Source organism: Paenibacillus sp. 1001270B_150601_E10, from assembly GCF_015558675.1.
Lineage (GTDB): Bacteria > Bacillota > Bacilli > Paenibacillales > Paenibacillaceae > Paenibacillus_B.
The window spans coordinates 114,876-135,545 of sequence record NZ_JADMOL010000006.1; the positions used below are offsets into that span (position 1 = coordinate 114,876).

Consider the following 20,670-nt stretch of genomic DNA (forward strand, 5'->3'; position numbering starts at 1 on the left):
ACCGACTTGTAACGGAGAAGTTTGGCATTGCGAAGCTTGCTTTAGTTGTTGGGTGGTCGCTTGGTGCGCTGCAAACTTTCCAATGGGGGGCAAGCTACCCGGAAATGGTTGAGCGAATTGCGCCGTTTGGCGGAACAGCTAAGACTAGACCGCATGCACAAGTCGTTTTTGAGTCGTTGATCGCTGCATTGCAAGCTGACTCTAATTGGAAAGGTGGATGTTATACTCGTCAGCCAGCAGCTGGACTTGCCGCCATGGGACGTGCTTATGCCCCTTGGGGGTTCTCACAGGCCTATTACTTAGAACAGCTTTATCAAGCAGAAGGCTACCCAACATTGAAGTCTTACCTTGAAAACTACTGGGATAAAGTGTTCTTTTCTTTTGATGCAAACGACTTGATTGCCATGCTTCGCACTGGGATACATGGGGATATCAGCGCCACTCCAGCAGACAACGGAAACTTTGAACAGGCGTTGAACCGAATCACCGTCCCTGCCCTAGTTATGCCAGGTTCGACCGATCTCTTCTTCCCTCCCCAGGACAATGCGTATGAAGTAGAGTTTATGCCAAATGCTGTTTATCAGCCTGTTGAATCCAAGTGGGGCCACTGCTTTGGAATCGGAGCCAATGAACCAGATTCGTTCGTAATCGACAGTTATCTGAAACAATTTTTACGATAAGTCATGATTTTAACACTCCACCCTACAAGTTCTAGCTAACCGACATATGAAAATGGAGCCTCAGAAAGGGCTCCATTTTTACCGGGATATCTATATATAAATTCAGGTTGTTTGATGATCGGGGACTTACATTCAAATACCATGCCCTAACTTCTTCCTTGATGATTTCGCATTACATGCTTGGCACATTATTCTTCCTCGAACAATTTCTCGCCACGATGGAGCCGCCACGCGATCGTTGCTGTATGAGGAATCTCACGGGACGTCGGGGCATGCGCCGCTAAATAACGGGTAACCGCAAGGATCAGCGTTTCACAGGCTTTCTCTGCAAACGGTCCAGACTCAGAAGCCCAGCGGTCATATTCTGCCATGGCGGCCTCGTACATTTGGAAGGAATGAAATTCCGCATCCTCTCGAAGCAGCGCATGACCCAATACATTGAACAAAGGCTCCGGCTTCCCACCACTACGCAGATATCGGATTACCCACTCTGCTGCCTGCGCCACCTGCTGCTGTTTGTCTAGAATCTCAAGCAGCTCCGAAGGCTGCGGCACATTCTCAGTCGTCCCCGTTGCAGACGGCCTCGGTGCGGCTGGAATATTCAAAAACCGATCGAGGTAAATCGTAGCTGCTGTATGAAAAATCCCACGAACCAGCCATGAATCGGCGGATCGGATCAAACCTTCGTGAACGGCGTGAGCATGCGTAAACGTGTGCAGCACAGAAATCCAGTCTCCGAAATCATTATGAGTATGAAAGCGGACAACCCGTTCTGCCGCAGCCAATGCGGCAATTTGCGAGATGCGTACCGGAGAAGCGCCTTCAAGCAAGGCTTCCTTCAGCATGCTAACCGTCCGAAGCGGGTCGTCCCCAAGGAGAGCTTGAAGCAGCTCCTCTTCTTCAAGGGTTGAGCCCCCTGCTCTGTCAGTCGGAATACCCTTATTGGACAGTTCTTCGAACGCTTCCTTCAAAGGTTGAACCAAATTGATTGGAGACTGCCAGCTATGAAGCTCTTCGCTTCGAGAAGCGTTTCCAAACATCGGAACAAGTGAAGCGAGGACATCATTGCGCTTATCGTGCTCGACATACTTCAAGCTCTCAAATGCTTTATTATGAAAATCCAGCGTATGGCCCCCGTTAATGTAGAAATGATCTGTCGCCGCCATGTTCATCATAGAGAATAACCTTTTATCACTAGTTCCCGCCTGCACAAGGGTCAACAGCACCCGTTCTGCGCCTCGCGTATCCCGAACTTCGATGCAGTCGCGATACCATTCTGTTAACCGTTCTTCGGAGACGTCCGTGATCGGGAGTGGATCGAGCAAGAAGCGCGTTCCACTTCCGGCTAAGTCGCGCGCCGTATGCAGCAATCCTTGAAACAACGCAAGGATACGACCTTGTTTATCTAGCTTTGGCAGGATGTTCATCATAGCGGTCAGGATCGTTAATCCAGAGCCCCACCCTTGCCTGCGCTGTTTCACCCCTATTTCGATCCCAATCGCAGCGATTTCCTTCTCAGAAACACCTGCTTCCATTAATCCGACTATGGCCTTGGCGATGACAAGGCCAATATTTTGCTCAATGCCATTCAGCAGCCGCTCTTTATATCGTTGTACTTGGTTGCCGTTTCGTGAATTCGGGTTCACCCAAATTGATCCATCTTGAACGGTTAAATCGTGCACGGGAACATCATCCGCCCAAGGATCAAGCGTCCCACCGCTGCATACGTCAAACCTCGCATGATGCCAATGGCATGTCAAAATACCATTGCACAGACTTCCCATGTGAAGCGGAAACCCGAGGTGAGGGCAGCGGTTGTCAAGTGCATGCACCCTGTCCTCGTGATATATAACAACGATGCCTCCTTTGATTAGCTTCGGTCCATGCTCTCGAAGTTCTTCTACCGTACCTGCCTGAATCCAACCATTCATGAAAACGCCTCCAATTTTCATTAACATAGGTCTTCCTTGTTTATAGAATATCTTAATTTGAATACTTATTAAACATATATGTTTGTTAAGTTGATATTATTTCTTCTACCGCATAGGTCATAACCTCTTTTATATGGACGGAGTTAATCGGACATACCAGCGATGTTCACCCTATAAATGTATGTAGCGATTGTGATCATTCCTATAAGGAAATCTTTCATATAGCATTTAGCCATTAGTCATTCAAGAGTGCGGCTTCGTCTAAAGTTCATTTTCTTTGCGAAATAAAAAAAGTGACGCCCATGTAAGGACATCACCTTTTACTGTGTTCGTTCATGCAAGTTGATTATAAATCCCAAATGCACCTCAATATTAGTTAGGCCGTTCTATGGAAAAAATATCTCCTATTTTTGCGTAATTCCAACCGGCAAGTCGACTTACCGCTTTTAATTTTTTTGGATCGATTCGGCCATCATTGTAAATGGATTCATCAATATGGAATTGTACGACTTCAGCGATAAATAAGTCCCCTGTTTCCTCCTCCCCATTACGCAAAGGTATTCTAGAAACAAACTGACATTCCATGCGGACTTTTGCTTCTCTTACACCAGGGACATTAATTTTGTGACTATCAACTAAGGTAAGATTTGTTTTGGAGATTTCACTTTCTGTAATCGGCAATGATGCTGCCGTTCTATTAACCTGTTCTACATTGTCTTCATCGACGATGTGAACAACAAATTGATTATTATCAATGATATGCTTCGCAGTATCTTTGAAGCCTCCATTTAATCTCTGTATGGATATCGACACCATTGGTGGATTGGATGATACAATATTAAAATAACTAAATGGCGCTCCATTAATGATGCCATCTTCTGATTTCGTCGTCACAAAAGCAACAGGTCTTGGAATAATGCTGCCTGTCATTAACTTATAGTTCTGGCGCTCTGTATTTTTGCTTGGATCAATAGTGAGCAACATATATCTTCCTTTCTTAGTTGAGTAAATACCTGCTATTATTCGTGAAATCAACGATCTTTATGAATAAACGAAGAGGAAACGATCATTATATATCTTGAATTCGAGATAATAATATCACGGTGTGTTTAGGAATGTCAATACCATGGTTACACCATCATAATCAATCCTCGTTATGAAGTTACTATGAACGATGGATAATCGTTTTTATTACTTTTGCAGGTACTCCGGCTACAACCGTATTTTCTGGTACATTCTTCGTCACTACTGCTCCAGCTGCAACAACAGCGTTGTCCCCGATTATGACACCGGGTATGATCGTTGCGTTCGATCCGATCCATACATTTTCGCCAATAATAACAGGAGAGGGGTATGTAGTGTTTCTTGTATCCAATGGCAACCCATGATTAAGTGTTGCAATGGTGACATTCATACCAATCATTGAGCCATTCCCTATTTTTATTCCACCTCTATCTTGAAATGAACACCCTGTGTTAATAAACACATTTTTTCCGATCCATATATTTTTACCGAAGTCTGTATAGAATGGAGGGAAGCACATAAAGGATGGGTCAACATCGTTGCCTGTTAGTTCGCTAAATATGTCAACGATTTCTTCTTTTGAATGATAAGAGGTATTCAGTTTCATTGTCACTTGTTGAGCTTCATAACTACACCGTGTTAATAAAGCATGCAATTCTTTATCCTCGCCCGATATGGGATTACCCTCTCTGCAAAAATCAATAAATTGTTTCATATCCATTTCTCAACATTCCTCCTTTATTGAGAGTTATGAAGTTATACTTCTTGTTTGGTTGGACGAATCATGATATTACTAACGGATACTCTATCGGGTGTATCGATAACATAAGCGACTGTTGTGCAATATCTTCTGCAGACAGCCCCCATTCTATTTGTGCTTGATGCAGCTCCTCTGCCACATTTTTATCACTGATCGTCGTATAGAGCTCAGTCTCGACTGCACCTGGCGATATAATCGTCGATTTGATATTGTTTTCCCTTTGTTCTTGTCTGAGGCCCTCCATTATGGCTCTGACTGCAAACTTCGTCCCGCAGTATACGGCAGAATCCGGATAAACGACATGTCCAGCTACTGAATCAGTCGAGATTATATGTCCTGACTATTGCTTCCCCTATTCCGCTGGATGCACCCATAATAATAATTACCTTATCCTGAATCGCCATGTGTATCCCCTCCACTTTCATGTTTTCAATGAAATCATAAAATGATACGATTCAAATATCAAATGCCTATATTAAATGAATACATATGCCTATCAGGCATAAAAGAAATAAGGAGATGCTTATGGAGATTCGAGTATTACGCTATTTCATTGCTGTAGCGAACGAAGAGAACATTTCAGCTGCTGCAAAGCAGCTGCATTTATCTCAGCCAACCTTATCTAGACAACTACAAGAACTCGAAATGGAATTAGGAACGACTTTATTTATAAGAGGAAATCGAAAAATTACATTAACAGAAGAAGGCATATTTTTACTTGAAAAAGCGAAAGAAATTGTAGAGCTGGCCAATAAAACCGAAGCGAAGTTTAAAGAATCAAAGGAAATGGTGAATGGTGATATTTATATTGGCTGCGGGGAAACGGACGCCATGCATTTTATAGCTAGAACGTTAAAAGAGCTGCTTGCAGCGTATCCAAGTATTCGATTTCATTTATACAGTGGGAATGCAGATGACATTGCCAGTAAATTAGATAGCGGGTTATTGGACTTTGGTGTTGTTATAGAGCCAACAGATAAACATAAATACGATTTTATCAAACTGCCAGACACAGATGTTTGGGGAGTATTGATGCGAAAGGACAGCCCTTTAGCACAAAAGCCATTTATACAACCAATAGATATTATGGATAAGCCATTGCTGATATCACGTCAAACTACCGTAAGCAATGAGCTATCAGGTTGGTTGGGTCAACCTATGGAGAATTTAAATATCGTGGCTACGTATAATCTAATCTATAACGCTTCACTTATGGTTGAAGAATATATAGGGTATGCCTTATGTTTAGATAAACTTATCAACACTTCAGGAACGAGTAATCTGTGTTTCAAGCCGTTATCCCCTAGATTAGAGGCTAATTTGAATCTTGTTTGGAAAAAACATCAAGTGTTTTCCAATGCGGCGAAAAGATTTCTCGATCAGCTCCGTATAAAGATTAAAATGGCTACTTGATTACCTACGTTCAAACCATTTTATGTGCGATAACAGAGCCGATTATGCAGACTAAGACATAAATGACTCTCCGTATAAAAAAAAGAGACTATCTAAAGGCGATAGTCTCTTTTTTATATTTGATTTACATCTAATTAATGATTGACACATATCTAACCCAATGTTTTACTTATATCTAGAGAGGGGGTTAGATGATCATGAAACAAGAAATTAGATACAGAGATATTGCTATACAGACACAGTATGTGAAGTTAATGGCGGCCAACGTCATTAATCGCTTCGGGGATTCCCTCGACATGATCGCATTCTCATTAATGGTCTATTCGATTACGGGCTCGGCTGCCTGGGTCGCCCTGGTTTTCGGCTTCAATGCATTACCTACCATTTTGCTGCAGCCTTTTGCTGGAGCGATTGTCGAAGGCCTTAACAAAAAGTATACGATGGTCATCTGTGATCTCGGGCGCGGGCTTGTTGTAAGTGTCACGGCATTATTGCTCATTCTTGACCTGCTTAGCCCGTGGAGTCTGCTGCTGCTCACCTTTCTTAACTCATCTTTTGAAGCATTGCGCATCCCTGCTGGAATCGGAATTATTCCAAAGATATTGAAGAAGGATTATTATGCGCATGGGATGTCTCTTAACTCCACAATTGGCAGGGTTGTTGAGATTGTAGGGCTTGCTGCAGCGGGAGGCATCATCGGTTTATTTGGAATCGGAACAGCAATCTTTATTGATGCGCTCACCTTTCTCGCTTCAGCACTAATCATTTCCTTCATTCGGATCCCTGCTGAAAAGCGCAAAGCCATTGAAATGAATACAAAATCTTATTTCCATACTCTTTCCGAAGGATTTGCTTATCTGAAAAATGCTAAAATCATTTTCGCTATTTGCTTGCTTGCCGGCATCATTAATTTGTCACTCCTACCGGTCAATTCCATGCAGGCTCCATTTATTACGGGAACCTTGGGGCTTCCTTCGATCGGATTATCTGTTCAAGGAATAGCCTCGACAGCAGGCATTGGAATCGGAACAATCTTGTTTCCCTTCATCCAAAAAAGAATCACCAACCGAATCCTATTTATCGTCGGCGGAATCATGATTGGCATCTGTTATCTGCTTTGGGTTCTGCTTGCCTACCATCATGAGCTTTTGTGGCTAACATATACTTGTCTAGCGCTATCCTCCTTCTTATTTGGTTTCTTCGCTTCATTTATCATGTCAGTCATTAACATCTCATTTATGCAGCATATTGAGGAGGCTTATATCTCGCGTGTAGGGGCTATCTTTAACGCGATCGCCAGTAGTATGACGCCGCTCGGTTCTCTGCTCGTTGCTGGACTCTCGCTGTTTTTAACAGTGAATCAACTGTTTATCTATACTGGAATTTTTACAATTATTCTATTTGCGAGTATGCTATCTATAAAAGTGTTAAAACAGCTGTAAGGGGGAACGTATGAATATCAAGGTATTCAATAAACCGAATCTTTTCGTTGAATGTATGGAGCTCCTCATGAAGCATGCGAATAAGGAGAGTCCGCGAAAATATAAAGGTGATTTAATCCAAAAGTATGACGTACAATCCGAAGTAGTGGATGAGATGTTTGTTCGTATAATTGAAGTATATGATCATGTTGTGAGTCATCTGGACGTTTCGCAAGAACGCCTAGCCTTTTTCTTTGCTACGAAGGAAGAGATGAATTGGTGCTGCGCACATTTGCTGCTGATGGATAGACTTTACCATCAATCGGATAACATTCATCAGCTGCTTATGGAAGCACATCAGGGTGATAAGGGTGAATGGATTAATCGATATGCCAAAGCCCTCATTTCACACATTACCGATCACGATGACGAATCAACAACCCTATTGATCTCAAATGAACATGAACTCTTTCAAATCATTGATTCGTTTGAGATCGATTTTGAACGTAAGTGGTTATGCATGCAGGTGTATCAGAATTATGAATCCCATCTGCATGAACTGTTTGCTATTCTTAATCAAGCTGCGGCTTTGTATGAACAAAAAATGCATCTGATTCAGCCATTGTTAGATGAATTTCAAACTCATTATGAAAAGATCGTTGAACAACAGTCCGCATCTCAATTGTTTTCCTCTTTTAAATTGACGATTACAGATACAAGCCATGATCTTCATATTTATCCGAATGTGATGGGCTTTAACAGTGCACGCTTGAATCATTCAAATCGGACTGATGACTTTGAATATTTATATACAGGAGTACTGTTCGATAAGCTCTCCATGATCGTCCATGAGGTCATCAGTGATGAGAGCATATGCAAACAATTGAAGATTTTAAGTGATACAAGCAAATACGCTATCTTGAAGTCCATACGCGATATGCCAGCTTATGGGCAGGAACTTGCAGAGCGTCTTAACTTAACAACGGCAACCATCTCGCACCATATGAATGCCTTAATTAATTCTGGGTTTATAAAGATTGAGAAACGAGCCAACCGCGTCTATTATCAGATGGACAAGGATAAGCTCTCTCATTTTCTAAAGCATATGTATCAGAATCTGATCGCATCTCCAGACGATGACATTCATTCCTAACCCCATGACAAAAAAAGAGCACATCCTAAAGGGTGTGCTCTTTCGAATCTTACTGCTTTATTGCTCAGATTAATTCAAGCGATGCAGCATCTCATATTTGTTGCCGCAAGGGTCTTCGAAATATACAGCATAGTAGGTCGGGCTGATTGGGAACAACCGTGGTCCGTCGTTGATCGTTCCACCATTTTGCCTGACAATTTCAGCGATGCGGTCAACTTCTGCCTGATCGTTTGCCCAGAATCCGATCAAATTGGCATTAGGCTTATGCTCTTGATCTTCTGTGATTGCAAAATAAGCAGCGCTCGGCAATTCTCCATCTGCAGCAAATACCCGCCAATTCGCACTGTGGAAAGTTCGCGTAAATCCTAATTCGGGCAGAAGCTTTTCGTAAAAAGGCAGTGTGCTTGCCAAATCGTTGACACGAAGATCGATATGACTGAATCTGTTCATTGATATTCCTCACCTTCCTCTTATTTGGAATGGGTTGTTTGCTCTCGAATCGCGGCTAATACGTTTTCCCAGTGCAGCTTCATCTGTTCTCGCGTATCCGGATGATCCAGATGCTCCTGATGAAAACTGATCGTCGTTTTGTCTGACTGCTTAGAGAGCAGCCGTATTTGCAGAGTGGACGGTTCTCCCCACTCGCTCTTCTCCCATCTTAAGCGTAGCTGCCGGTATGGCTTGATGACCCGGAACTGACCGGAAATGCCTTCTTCGGAACAAAAGGTCTCTCCCTCGGTAAAGGAAGGCTGCGATACGTTTCCGATCCAAAGCTTTCGTCCATCGGCTGAGGTCAGGTATGACCATGCCTCCTCTGTCGAGATCAGCAGTGTTCTTCGAACCCCAACCTGATAACCTGTCGAAGCGGTCAGACCAACAGTCTTGTTCGATGTGGGAGGTTTACTTCTCATCGTATCCCTTCTCTCATTCGTGATTGTTAGTACGAACTAACTTGCTTGCATACAAAAATGTTTAGGGTCTCAAACCCCTCACAAACAGCTCGATACTCGACGCTATGAATGTTGGCAGGGCAACTTTCGTGATCTTTGACGCTCCAAATAGCTGTGTCATGAAGGCCCCGTAGTTCATCCACATAAATGTGATCGCCTGTGTTTCCGCATCAGTCTGGATCATTCGATTCTTGCTCTGCATTTCGGTAAAATAATTCGTCAGCAGCTCCAGTAATGTACGCGGATGCTTCTGCGCCTTCTCGCGAATGGCGATCAATTCGTCATCTCTCAAGACAATGAGGAACAATTTGCGATTACGATCCATAATCTCGTGATACATCTGGCTAATCGTAAGCAGGTCCTCCCTCAGATCCCAAGTGACTTTCTCGTTAAAGATCTGGATCATTTCAATCGAATAATGATAATGGTCAACGGCTTTCTCCAGCAGATTGAACTTGCTGCCGAAGTTGCGAAACAATGTCATCTCGCTGACGCCTGCTGCTGAGGCAATCTCCTTGGTCGATATACCCTTGTAGCCTTTCTCAGCCATCAAATCGATAGCTGCCAGCATCAGTCTGCTTTTATTATCTAATGTCTGTCTATCTTTCAAATCTTCACCTTCCTGAACGGGATGAATACTTTATAGTTAGTACTCACTAACATTTCATGTAACAATTATATCCAATTCGTATTTAGACGTCAAGGGCTTCCCCCAATCAAATCTTTCGACTGGGGGGTGCTTAGTTTCATCATTATTTTCCAAGTGATCGTCTGAGTTAGGCCCTTACAATATTTCAATGTACCCTTCTGTTCCATATACTCGAATTCGTTGTCCATCCTGTATCCGTGTGGTGGCATTCTCCACTCCAACGACTGCCGGCAAGCCATATTCACGTGCGATAACAGCGCCATGGGTCATCAGCCCGCCCACTTCGGTTACTAAGCCTTTTATGGATACAAACAATGGTGTCCAGCTAGGGTCCGTAAAGGAAGTGACTAAGATATCTCCATCTTCTAGGTCAGCTTCTTCCATGTTTAAAATGACACGTGCTCGGCCTTCTATCACTCCTGTAGATACTGGTAGACCGACAATAGCGTCTGCTGGAAGATGCTCTCGTTTGTACTTCCCCACAATGATTTCACCATCTGACGTGATCACACGAGGTGGGGTCAGTTTTTCATAAAACATGTACGCTTCTTTTCGATTGCTGATGATTTGGTAATCTAGCTTGTGGGTGCGTACAACTTCGTGAAGTTCTTCAAAGGCTAGATAGAAGATATCTTCTTTTTCAATAAGAACTCCCGCTTGCACGAGTCGCTCGGCTTCGTTCAATAAGGCCTGCTTATACACAAAGTAACGATTAATCATTCCGTATTTGGGATATTCCCTAAACCCGCTGAAGTTCCGAATGAGGTCGATCATTCGTCTCGTTTCATTGGCTTTTTGTTCACCTTCTGGTAATTTCTTTAATCGATCCAACAATTCTTGTGCTTTATTCAAAGCCACCTGTCGCCCTTGCTCAAATTTTCGATTGCTTTCATGAGGCTCGAAATTTTTGATGTTACCAAAAATCAAAGGGATAAGTGTGATTGGTTTTTCGCTCCAACGTGTTCTTGTTATATCTATTTCTCCGGGACATCGCATTCCGTATTGGTCGAGATAGGCATAGATCGCGTCTTTGGCTTCCTGCCCTCCCTCCAAATGACCCAACTCATCGATAAAGTCATCCGTTGTAACATGCTGCAAGTATTCAACGACTTTTGGATAAGGGCGAATCACATCTGCGACATCGAGCAGCGCAAGCCCCATTTCTGAAGTAATATTGCCTGGTACAGATTGTGAAAGAGTGTCTGCAGCGTTTTTTTCTCCCAACCACTTGTTCATGTTTTCATTGATCCATGTTGAAGCATTCATAGCAGCCATAATCACAGCAGAACTTTGCGGGTCAAATAAGATCTTCTTTAATTGCTGGATATCTTCTAGAATAAAATCAAGCAATGCAGGTCCTGATATATCCTGGATGTTTTGCTTTAACTCTTCGATTGAAGCTCGAGTACGATTAATCAAATCAGAAACGATTGCTGGATTGCTTTCCATTTGAGCCAGCATATCCGCATTGCTTCTGCTTGGACTTGGTACTGTGTGATCTTCTGGTACTGTTTGAATAAAATCTTCTCGCGCTATGACGGTCATAAGTGCGTCTTTGATGAGCGGGTCGGATTGTCCAAGCGTATTTATTATATTATCTCTGCTGGCAGGTGAAGCCAACAGAGGTGTGACATCAACAAACAGCCTTCCGCCAGCCGTGCGCATGGGTGCCGGAGTCGTTAACAGGTAAAAAGACAATCCCAGCGGCTTTATGGGATCAGTCATCATTTGTTGGTGACCGACAGATACATAGACGTGATTGTTGTGATCATTCGCTTCAGGGATTGGGTATAGGGTCGTGATTGGCCGACTCTGGACGATGTAAAAGGCATCGTCCACCAAACACCATTCGATATCTTGTGGGCAGCCAAAGTAATCCTCGATCTGTCTTCCGATGCCTGCCAGCTCTATAATTTGTTGCTCTGTAAGCGTTTGTGCCTCTTGCTGATCAGGATCAATCAGCATGGTTTCTGTTCCACCTTCTTTACGTCCATAGATCGCCAATTGTTTAGATCCAATCCTCTTATCGACGATCTCCCCGTCCTTTACTTTATAGCCATCGGCAGATACCAACCCGGAGACCAATGCTTCACCGAGTCCAAAGCTTGCATCAATGGAAAGCACCTTTCGGTTTGAGGTCATCGGATCAGCGGTAAATAAGATCCCTGAAGCCTGAGGGAATACCATCCTTTGAACGATTACGGATAAATAAACGTGGCAGTGGTCGAATCCATTTTGCATGCGATAAATGACCGCACGATCCGTAAATAAGGAAGCCCAGCATTTGCTGATATGCTCCAAGATGGCTTCCAGTCCGATGATATTTAAATAGGTATCTTGTTGACCGGCAAAAGAGGCATGGGGCAAATCTTCAGCAGTTGCACTAGAACGAACGGCATATGCATGCTCCTCGCCAAATTGAGAGAGATAGTGAGATACTGCATGCACCACATCGGAAGGGATTTCTACTTCCATAAGGGTTTGTCGAATCTCCCCGCTGACCTCACGAACTTGATCCCGCTCTTCTACTCTTAGCATGGATAGTCGATGGAGCAACGCATGATACGTTTCGTTTTGCTCGATCGCTTTTTGATATCCCAATGTGGTAACACAAAAGCCTTCAGGCACTTGTATGCCTGTAATGTTAGATAGCTCCCCTAAATTCAACCCTTTTCCGCCAACGAGAAAAAGCTGCGTGTTATCCATTTCCTGCAATCCAAGGACCAAAGAACTCATGCACGATCGCTCCTAACCAATAAATTGAGAAAAACCTTTGACAAGAGTTTGCCGTCATGGTACAATTAAATTGTAAGATAAGGTATTTATGTCTTATTATGAATAAAAAGTCGTGACATGATTATATCATCGTCCATATTTATCTGCAATCATAATGAACCTGACAATACTGTCCAGGTTCTTTTTTTGTTTTTCTGCTGTCCAACAAGATTTCCATATCCGAATGAGAGAGCAACATTTCAAACGCCGACCCATGGTATAACGGTATTGAATTCGGATTAAGGAGATGAAAGCATGAGTACATTGGAAGGAAAGATCGCTTTAGTAACTGGAGCAAGCCGTGGTATTGGCCGTAGCATTGCACGTCGTCTCGCACAGGAAGGCGCATTCGTTATTGTGCATTACGCCAGCAGGCATGATGATGCGAAGGCAGTTGTCCGTCAGATCGAACAGGACGGAAGAAAAGCATGCACGATCTGCGCTGATCTAAGCTCCCTTGATGGCATCAATCATTTATTCCTGCAGCTAGAAGACGTCATTCAGGCGCATACGGGGGCAAAAGCGTTTGATATTCTTGTAAACAATGCAGGCATCGGCCAAATTCTTGGCGTGCAAGAAACGACAGAAGCCTCATTCGAAGAAGTCATGAGCATTAATGTAAAGGCTCCACTGTTTGTTACAAAAGAAGCGCTGCCACGTTTGAAGGATGGAGGCCGCATTATTAATATCTCCTCTTTTGTAACGCGCGTAGCCTCTCCAAGCGTGTTTACCTACAGCATGTCAAAGGGAGCGATCGATACCTTTACACTCCTCTTAGCAAAGCAGCTTGGCAGCCGCAATATTACCGTAAATGCGATCCAGCCCGGTATCATTAATACGGAGATGAATGCAGGAACGCTTGGAGATCCTCAAGGTCAGCAGTATGCGGCTGGACTTTCCGTCTTCAGCAGATGGGGAGAGCCAGAAGATATTGCGGGTATCGCAGCATTCCTTGCATCTCCAGACAGCCGATGGATAGCCGGCCAATTGATCGATGCTAGCGGCGGTTCACGCTTATAAGCAAAATGAAACATGAAATATTTTATGATGGCATGATTACTGTCATCTCATATGTCCACTTTCAATGAATGTACGAATGAAATCCGCAATGTTTGTGAATTCATAATGAGGAGGTTTAACAACAAATTTGCTTCCATGAGAGTTGCTTAACCAATTCACACCTACTGTTTTCAGATTAGCACTTAAACCTGCTTGAATATCTGCTGTACTATCACCTATATAAAGCGTCTCTTCTGTTGAGGCGCTTAATCGCTTCATGGCCTGCATTATTCCTTCTGGGTGCGGCTTTGGATGTATGACATCATCTCCGGTAATAGATATATGGAACGTATCTGTGGGGAAAAGGTGCTTGATCGATATTTCATAGCTCCTTCTCGCTTTTCCTGTCACGATGGCATACTGAATTCCCTTTTCTTGCAGCAATCTAATCAGCTCTAGGATCTCTGTATTCTTATTTACTAATTTTGTATGTTCTTTGTCATAGAAATCATAATAATCTTCAATTGCTTTTTTTACATAATGCCGATTATGTAAATTTTGCTCGATAATGCCGACTTCTGACGGTCCAAACATCCCGATGATGTCCTCTTTGGATAGAGGCCTGCTGTCGTACTTGTGAAATACTTCCTGAAAGGCATGAAAACAAACGGGGAGCGTATCAGCCAGCGTTCCATCAAAATCAAACAGCATGGTTTTAACCTTCAATACAATCACCTGCTTTTATGATTAGTTCGAACTACAGTCATCCTACCGTCAGTAAAGAGCAGCAATTCTTTCGGATGCTCAAACTTATGCTTAGCCGGTATAGCATTAGGCTGCTTGCATCCCCACAGTGCTAATCCAAAGTCCACTCCAGCGTCCCTTGCGCATTCATAATCATAGATGGTATCCCCGATGTAGATGGCGGCTTCTGCCTGAGCTCCAGAGATCTCAAGAAACTGAAGTAAAGGTTCTGGATGCGGCTTATGCTGCTTCGTATCATCTGCACATATGACATACGGAAGCTCTCGAACGAGTCCAAACGGTACGAAATCATCTAGAAACTCTTGATGGGTCTTCGAGGTCACAACTCCCGTCGTAATCGATTCTTTCCTTAGATCAGTAAGCAGGACCTGAATACCCTCGTATACATGAATGGTATGATAATATTCCTTCATATGATCATTCCAGCATTTATTTGCATGATCAACGTCTTCAATACCAAGTTGGCGCAGGGATGCAGCCCCTGGAATTCCAAGCACAAACGCGAGATCTTGCTGGCTCATATCACGGTTATAGTTATGCTTCAGCATCTTCTGCAAAGATCCCAATACCGCTTGCTCTGTATTGATCAAAGTGCCATCAATATCAAAAATAATGGTTGTATACATGTATGTCGTCCTCCTTCAGCATGATTGGAGATGCCCTCCTTCATAACATGCTAAAGTATGAAATCCATTTCAGGTCAATTATTGAGTGGATTGGCGTTCAATGATGTGATAAGAAATCTCTACTTTATCCTTTGATTTCTCAATTACAAGATCAAAGGCCTGTTCACCAACCTTCACCAATTGGTGATCAACCGTTGATAGCTGCAGCCCAATTCCAATTGGCTGGTTCTCTTGACCAATGATCGCTAGATCCTCTGGCACCTCTAGTTGCATGCTCATTGCATACTGATAAATACCTGCCGCAACCTCATCTCCGTTCGCATATACAGCGGTTGGTCTTGCATCCAAGTGAAGCCATTGTTGTGCCGCTCGTACCCCATCATCCATGCTGTGGCAATCCCTGATATGGTATTCTGGAGGTATTTCGCCAAATACTTGCTGGTAAGCTTTGAGCGTCAGCTGTGTACTATTGCTTTCTTCTCCTCTTGCTGTAGAAAATGCTACTCTAGAATGTCCTTTATCCTTTAACCGTTGAAAGGTCTCTAAGTATGACGTGTATCGATCCATATAAGCGCAGCCGATCTCAGGATGTTCCGTATACTCGCATGCAACGATGGTCCCGTACTTGGTAAATGGCACAATGGCATCCCATGTGTTTGAACGAGAGGTAATGATGATTCCGTCCAGTTGTTTATTTTTCAGCATATGTAAACCGTTGAGCTCTTTTTCCGGATCGTATTTCGTAGGCAGAACCATCACGGTATAATCAAGCTCAACCGATCGATTAAGCACGCCATGGAGCAGCTGATCGAAGGCTTGATTGTTGTTGTATGGCATGATCACACCGATCCTTCTTGTTTCCTTACGGATTAAATCGACAGCTACGCGATTTGGCGTATAGTCCATTTCATCAATCACACGCTGAACAGCTGCCCGCTTCGATTCAGATACATAGGGATGGTGATTCAGCACCCTAGATACTGTCGATACGGATACGCCTGCACGCTTTGCGATATCATTAATATTCGCCACAGTCACCTTCTCCTTTCATACAGTACGTATCCTAAATGTATCATAGAAATGAAAATAAGGTAGGGTTCATTCCCTGCCTATACGAAACTAGAACTTGATAAAGGTAACGTAAATGCTATATAGACATGTTTCTCACTTTCCACTTTAATCAGTGCCTGATGAGCTTCGATAATGGCTTTGGCAAGCGCGAAGCCAATTCCTGACGAATCATGCTTTTTAGAACGGCCTGCTAGTACCTTCATTATTTCTGCTTCATTGTCGGAACGGAGTCCCACCATTCTAGCCGTGATTTCACCCCAAGTTGCAATAGAATCAGCCTTCAATTGGTTATAAAACTGCTGATGTATCATGTACGGCCAGCTTCCATACAGGTTGTAACCAATTTTAATTTGTAGTTAGTCGTTTGTTTGGTATTCTCTTTGTATAACGCCTTGACCTTATTCACTTCTTGTTCTGTGCCGATCACGACAATGCTAATGACGGGTTGCGATGGCCCTTCTACAAAACGCTTTACACCGAATCCGATACCTGCAAAAATGATAATAACCAACACAAAACCTATCAGCTGACTCTCGTCTAACCATTTTGCTCCTCTCTCTTACATTTCGTAAGAATCATGAGGTTCATGATCGTCTCAACTCCACCGAAGTCTTGTTATCCTTAAGTGATGATTTGTAAGTCATAATGTGGGGAGAGAAATGATGAAGACTGAAGTTATTATGCTGCCTGCTTTTCTCGTTGTGGGGATTCAGATTGAGGCTAATGTCGAAGCGTTCGAGTCAGGTGCGGGTAAAATGGCGTTTGCCAGTCTGCTTGATCGCAAACACGAAATTCGATTCAGGAAAAATGATCATATTATTCTCATGCAGACGTACCCGTTAGGTCCCGAAAATGAAATCGACATTTATGTTGCATTAAGCTAGAGCTTCAAGTTGTAAAGCTGCCAAGCGATTGCTTGGCAGCTTTGTTGTTGGATCGACAGGTATGGGTTGTGACTTAACGATCACCAGCAAGTGTAAGCCACTTGCGATTATGATGCTCCTGTACTTCTACGGGGGTATCAAAGAATTCGCTCAACACATCTGACTGCAAGCAGTTGACCGTCTCATCCGCCTTGTAGATTTCGCCTCTCTTCACCAGCAGCGTGTGCGTAAAGCAAGGCGTTATCTCTTCAATATGATGCGTCACATACAGCAAGGTTGGTCCGCCAGGCTGCTTGGTAATCTTCTCGATCATCTCAAGCAGCTGTTCACGTGCGAAAATATCAAGTCCGGTACATGGCTCATCCAGTATTAAGAGGTCTGGATTGGCCATTAGTGCGCGTGCGATGAGAACTTTCTGCCGCTGACCTTGCGATAAGGTATCGTATGTACGAGCAGCCAAGGAGGAGCAGCCTAGAAATTCCATCAGCTCCTCGGCTTGCTTCAGATCCTCTGCAATCGTATCGTCATACAGACCGATTGTCGCAAATTTACCGCTGAGGACGATGGTCAGCGCAGTCTGGTGGCCGTGCAGCTTCTGCTGCAGGGAGGTGCTTACCCAACCGATGCGTTTGCGCAGCTCCCTCAGGTCTACTTCACCGAAGCGATGGTCCAGCACTTCGACCTGCCCTGTCGTCGGCCAGATATAACCGTTCACAACGTTCAGCATCGTCGTCTTGCCTGATCCGTTCAGGCCGACGATACACCAGTGCTGCCCTTGTCTCACTTCCCAATTCATATCGTGCAGGATCATGGTCGTATCACGTCTCCATGATACATTTTTGAGTGATATAATTATCGCCAAGTCTCCCCTCCTTTGATTTGAATCTACAACTCAGACAGTGTTCCATTCAAAATGGTCAGCGTCCATTTTACTGCTTGATCTGAATCTCCATTTTTAATCGCTTCATAGACCAGTTCATGGTGGTGAGATTGAGGATCATGGGAACTGTAATTGAGGTTTAATGTACTCATTGCATCGGATAGTACATGTGTAAAGGTCCTGTACAAGTCGATCATCACAGCATTTTTACTCGCATTTGCAATCGCCATATGAAAATCTACATCCGCTTTGGCATACAACTCACGGTCATTCTGCTGCAAAGCCATCTTTCTTGTATCCAGATGCTTGCGCATATTGGATAAATCGCTATCATCATGGCGAAGAGCTGCCAATCTTGAGATTTCTAACTCAATCATTTTTCGAGCTTCGAACACTTCAATCAATTCAGCACGTTGCAAACGTTGAGCAAGGGGCTCTTGAATAATAGGCTTTGATTTTAAATAAGTCCCAAAACCCTGCTTTTTCTCTAATAATCCAGCAGAGACCAGTACACGAACGGCTTCTCGAATGGTGGATCGACCGACACGGAATAATTGCATTAACTCGGGTTCCGGAGGCAATTTGTCTCCAGGCAGGATGGTTCCTGCTGAGATGTGTTGTTGAATTTGTTGAACGACATCGTCGACTAATTTGGTGGATTGAACGGGTTGAAACGATTCCTTATTAAACATCAGATCATCTCCCCTTTTTCGCAGGATAACATTGAACGCATGACCTGGCAAGAAAAAAATGTTAGTTTTTGATTGCTAGGTTAATGTCGTCAAGCTCTTGCGCTGGTCTATTAGTTATAATTTAATGGAATAAAATAAAAAACCGCGATCTACGCGGTCTTTAATGGCATTATAGTTGTTTCAATAAGGGTTCTCTTCATTTATTCCAATTTATCATGATTCTACTAATCTGCCCTTGAAATGTTAATCGAGAGATTTGGTCATCATATAATCGGTTTGTTCTTCAGCCCCCATATAAAAGGAGTGGGATCCCGTTTTAACAAACCCCATTTTTTATTAAAGGCAATAGCGTTTTCATTTTTCTCCCATACACCGAGCCAGATTTTAAACTTGTTCCATTCCACAGCTATTTCAATAGCTTGATTTAGCAGATATTTACCTAGCCCTTGTTTTTGAAACTCGCTCTTTATGTAGATCCTCTCTATCACTAAAGATCCGTCTCCCATGGGTTCGGTTTGTGCATCATGGGTGTTGACCTTTAAATATCCTGCGACTACATGATCCATATACACAAAAAAGAATCGTGATGAAGTATTGGATAATTCTTTTTCTAATTGTCTAAGGTTAAATGCCTTTTCCATATAGACATTCATGCTTTCAGGAGAATTTGATGACGAAATGTTTCATCAAAAGTTTCATAGCTAATTTCTTGGAGAACGCGTATATCTTCAAGTGCACACTTTTTTATCGTTATCAACATCATGATGCTATTCCTTTCTGTCATCAATTTTTCTTATAATATTCCACCTATTCCAACCATCATCATCCCTAAAACAACGAAACCGATGGACATATAGAACAGATTCAGCATTACCTTCATCCAGCCCTTTTCTGCGGGGTCCATGAAGGGATATGGATATGGGCTTGTTGTATATTTAATATTCCCTCCCAACATTCCTCTGAGAAGAGCAAATAGCGTATATGCCAGCGGTATGACGATCCAATATACCCCGCTCATCCAGTTTAAATTACTTTTACTTGCTATAAACAGCCAATCTAATAAGGTGAGAATGGGAACGACGTAATGTACGGCAATATTATCAAAAGAATGATGCTTAAATTCCGCACTGCCTATGTCCCCTTTTTTTACAAGAGGAGCTAATAGGAAATGATAAATCAAAAAAGTAATCAAAATGCTGGCTGTGATGGAGAAATGCCAAAATTCCGAATAAACAACTTGGTATAAAAAGCCTGATTGTATACCCAAAAACGTGACAACAACTCGACAGGAGAAAAACAAAAGAACCAAAAGATTACTTAAATTGGTATAGTATAAAAACAAATTCACTCTAAATTTCTTTTTTAAAATACCAGAGTGCGTAATCAATCCTATTATGGCAGCAAAGACAATAAAACCTTCAAACCATACTTCATATCCATTCATACTACATTTCCTTTCACATGAATTCTTTTCTAAACTGAACGTGATTCTTATCCATTCCTATCAGTTTGTAAAATATTTAATCACACTATATTGTGAACGTCAAAGCACCTCCAAGATTGCTACCAGGGAGCATACTCTTGAAGGTGTTTGGTTTAACGCTTGAATATTTCCTTTACCTTTGCCGGCAAATCATTCTCTTCAATTACCGTGGGATTCCCCGTGTATCCTTCAGAACTTCTAGGTACACGCAGCAGTGTTCCTTCTTTGTAAGGTTCCTCAACATAGAAATAGACCACCTGCTCATTTCCGTTTTTATCGAACCCCGTTATATTATATATATATTGCTGTTCATTTTTGGTTTGTTCAGGGGATCCTGCAACTTGCACATAATAATCCTTTTCAAGCAAGACCTCTTTGCCGCCACAGCCAGCTAGCATCAAAATGGCCACAATACTTATAATCATCCAAACTTGCTTTGACTTCCATGTCATTAATTTCATTCTCGGTTCTCTCTCCTTTATGCCCATGCTTCCTATTATTCTCTACGGTGTGGC

Annotated in this window: 22 protein-coding genes and 1 pseudogene; 6 read left to right on the plus strand and 17 right to left on the minus strand. The window is 42.9% G+C overall.

Going from position 1 to position 20,670, the window contains the following annotated elements:
• A partial coding sequence (locus tag I2H74_RS15135; protein WP_229106714.1) for an alpha/beta fold hydrolase occupies positions 1-680 on the plus strand: 680 nt, incomplete at its 5' end.
• Between the two features lie 188 nt (positions 681-868).
• On the opposite strand, the gene I2H74_RS15140 is transcribed toward I2H74_RS15135, so the two are convergent.
• The 4 genes from I2H74_RS15140 to I2H74_RS15155 all read right to left on the minus strand — a co-directional run bounded on the left by I2H74_RS15140 (position 869) and on the right by I2H74_RS15155 (position 4,725).
• On the minus strand, positions 869-2,611 hold the full coding sequence (locus I2H74_RS15140) for a Rieske (2Fe-2S) protein (protein ID WP_195575072.1): 1,743 nt from the start codon (positions 2,609-2,611) through the stop codon (positions 869-871).
• Positions 2,612-2,983: 372 nt separating this feature from the next.
• Positions 2,984-3,592, minus strand: coding sequence for a flavin reductase family protein (locus I2H74_RS15145; RefSeq protein WP_195575255.1), 609 nt, complete (start codon positions 3,590-3,592; stop codon positions 2,984-2,986).
• Between the two features lie 184 nt (positions 3,593-3,776).
• Positions 3,777-4,355, minus strand: coding sequence for a DapH/DapD/GlmU-related protein (locus I2H74_RS15150; RefSeq protein ID WP_195575074.1), 579 nt, complete (start codon positions 4,353-4,355; stop codon positions 3,777-3,779).
• A 61-nt stretch (positions 4,356-4,416) separates the two neighbouring features.
• Positions 4,417-4,725, minus strand: coding sequence for an SDR family oxidoreductase (locus tag I2H74_RS15155; RefSeq protein ID WP_324254084.1), 309 nt, complete (start codon positions 4,723-4,725; stop codon positions 4,417-4,419).
• 194 nt (positions 4,726-4,919) lie between these two features.
• On the opposite strand from I2H74_RS15155, the gene I2H74_RS15160 reads away from it, so the two are divergent.
• The 3 genes from I2H74_RS15160 to I2H74_RS15170 all read left to right on the plus strand — a co-directional run bounded on the left by I2H74_RS15160 (position 4,920) and on the right by I2H74_RS15170 (position 8,381).
• Positions 4,920-5,807: a LysR family transcriptional regulator gene (locus I2H74_RS15160; RefSeq protein ID WP_195575077.1), complete on the plus strand. Its 888-nt coding sequence runs from the start codon at positions 4,920-4,922 to the stop codon at positions 5,805-5,807.
• Between the two features lie 197 nt (positions 5,808-6,004).
• Positions 6,005-7,249 (plus strand): MFS transporter, encoded by a 1,245-nt coding sequence (locus tag I2H74_RS15165; RefSeq protein ID WP_229106715.1) that lies wholly within the window; start codon positions 6,005-6,007, stop codon positions 7,247-7,249.
• 10 nt (positions 7,250-7,259) lie between these two features.
• A complete protein-coding gene (locus tag I2H74_RS15170) occupies positions 7,260-8,381 on the plus strand; it encodes an ArsR/SmtB family transcription factor (protein ID WP_195575081.1) in 1,122 nt (373 codons plus the stop codon).
• Positions 8,382-8,450: 69 nt separating this feature from the next.
• Here I2H74_RS15170 and I2H74_RS15175 read toward each other — a convergent pair whose 3' ends face one another.
• From I2H74_RS15175 to ppsA, 4 genes are all read right to left on the minus strand, one after another.
• The gene (locus I2H74_RS15175) at positions 8,451-8,831 is read right to left on the minus strand and encodes a VOC family protein (protein WP_195575083.1); all 381 of its coding nucleotides are present in this window, start codon (positions 8,829-8,831) and stop codon (positions 8,451-8,453) included.
• 20 nt (positions 8,832-8,851) lie between these two features.
• Positions 8,852-9,292 carry an SRPBCC domain-containing protein gene (locus tag I2H74_RS15180; RefSeq protein WP_195575084.1) on the minus strand — a complete coding sequence of 147 codons (441 nt, stop codon included), beginning with the start codon at positions 9,290-9,292 and terminating at the stop codon, positions 8,852-8,854.
• A 61-nt stretch (positions 9,293-9,353) separates the two neighbouring features.
• Complete coding sequence (locus I2H74_RS15185; RefSeq protein WP_229106716.1) at positions 9,354-9,941, minus strand: TetR/AcrR family transcriptional regulator; 588 nt, start codon at positions 9,939-9,941, stop codon at positions 9,354-9,356.
• 174 nt (positions 9,942-10,115) lie between these two features.
• Positions 10,116-12,716 carry a phosphoenolpyruvate synthase gene (ppsA, locus tag I2H74_RS15190; protein ID WP_195575086.1) on the minus strand — a complete coding sequence of 867 codons (2,601 nt, stop codon included), beginning with the start codon at positions 12,714-12,716 and terminating at the stop codon, positions 10,116-10,118.
• A gap of 294 nt (positions 12,717-13,010) precedes the next feature.
• On the opposite strand from ppsA, the gene I2H74_RS15195 reads away from it, so the two are divergent.
• Positions 13,011-13,775 (plus strand): SDR family oxidoreductase, encoded by a 765-nt coding sequence (locus I2H74_RS15195; RefSeq protein ID WP_195575088.1) that lies wholly within the window; start codon positions 13,011-13,013, stop codon positions 13,773-13,775.
• A 42-nt stretch (positions 13,776-13,817) separates the two neighbouring features.
• On the opposite strand, the gene I2H74_RS15200 is transcribed toward I2H74_RS15195, so the two are convergent.
• The 4 genes from I2H74_RS15200 to I2H74_RS15215 all read right to left on the minus strand — a co-directional run bounded on the left by I2H74_RS15200 (position 13,818) and on the right by I2H74_RS15215 (position 16,527).
• Entirely contained in the window at positions 13,818-14,480 is a 663-nt protein-coding gene (locus I2H74_RS15200) for an HAD family hydrolase (protein WP_229106717.1), read from the minus strand.
• Positions 14,481-14,485: 5 nt separating this feature from the next.
• Positions 14,486-15,145: an HAD family hydrolase gene (locus I2H74_RS15205; RefSeq protein ID WP_195575089.1), complete on the minus strand. Its 660-nt coding sequence runs from the start codon at positions 15,143-15,145 to the stop codon at positions 14,486-14,488.
• Positions 15,146-15,223: 78 nt separating this feature from the next.
• Complete coding sequence (locus tag I2H74_RS15210; RefSeq protein ID WP_195575090.1) at positions 15,224-16,177, minus strand: LacI family DNA-binding transcriptional regulator; 954 nt, start codon at positions 16,175-16,177, stop codon at positions 15,224-15,226.
• Between the two features lie 77 nt (positions 16,178-16,254).
• On the minus strand, positions 16,255-16,527 hold the full coding sequence (locus tag I2H74_RS15215; RefSeq protein WP_195575091.1) for an ATP-binding protein: 273 nt from the start codon (positions 16,525-16,527) through the stop codon (positions 16,255-16,257).
• 348 nt (positions 16,528-16,875) lie between these two features.
• Between I2H74_RS15215 and I2H74_RS15225 the strand changes: the two genes are divergently transcribed.
• Complete coding sequence (locus I2H74_RS15225) at positions 16,876-17,100, plus strand: hypothetical protein (protein WP_195575092.1); 225 nt, start codon at positions 16,876-16,878, stop codon at positions 17,098-17,100.
• A 73-nt stretch (positions 17,101-17,173) separates the two neighbouring features.
• On the opposite strand, the gene I2H74_RS15230 is transcribed toward I2H74_RS15225, so the two are convergent.
• The 5 genes and pseudogenes from I2H74_RS15230 to I2H74_RS15250 form a co-directional block, all read right to left on the minus strand.
• Positions 17,174-17,962 carry an ABC transporter ATP-binding protein gene (locus I2H74_RS15230; RefSeq protein ID WP_195575093.1) on the minus strand — a complete coding sequence of 263 codons (789 nt, stop codon included), beginning with the start codon at positions 17,960-17,962 and terminating at the stop codon, positions 17,174-17,176.
• A gap of 23 nt (positions 17,963-17,985) precedes the next feature.
• Positions 17,986-18,672, minus strand: a complete 687-nt coding sequence (locus I2H74_RS15235; RefSeq protein WP_195575094.1) for a FadR/GntR family transcriptional regulator — start codon at positions 18,670-18,672, stop codon at positions 17,986-17,988.
• A 243-nt stretch (positions 18,673-18,915) separates the two neighbouring features.
• Positions 18,916-19,432 (minus strand): annotated as a pseudogene (locus I2H74_RS15240) (GNAT family N-acetyltransferase).
• A 33-nt stretch (positions 19,433-19,465) separates the two neighbouring features.
• Positions 19,466-20,116 (minus strand): Pr6Pr family membrane protein, encoded by a 651-nt coding sequence (locus I2H74_RS15245; RefSeq protein WP_195575095.1) that lies wholly within the window; start codon positions 20,114-20,116, stop codon positions 19,466-19,468.
• Between the two features lie 152 nt (positions 20,117-20,268).
• On the minus strand, positions 20,269-20,616 hold the full coding sequence (locus I2H74_RS15250; protein WP_195575096.1) for a YxeA family protein: 348 nt from the start codon (positions 20,614-20,616) through the stop codon (positions 20,269-20,271).
• Positions 20,617-20,670: the final 54 nt, after the last annotated feature.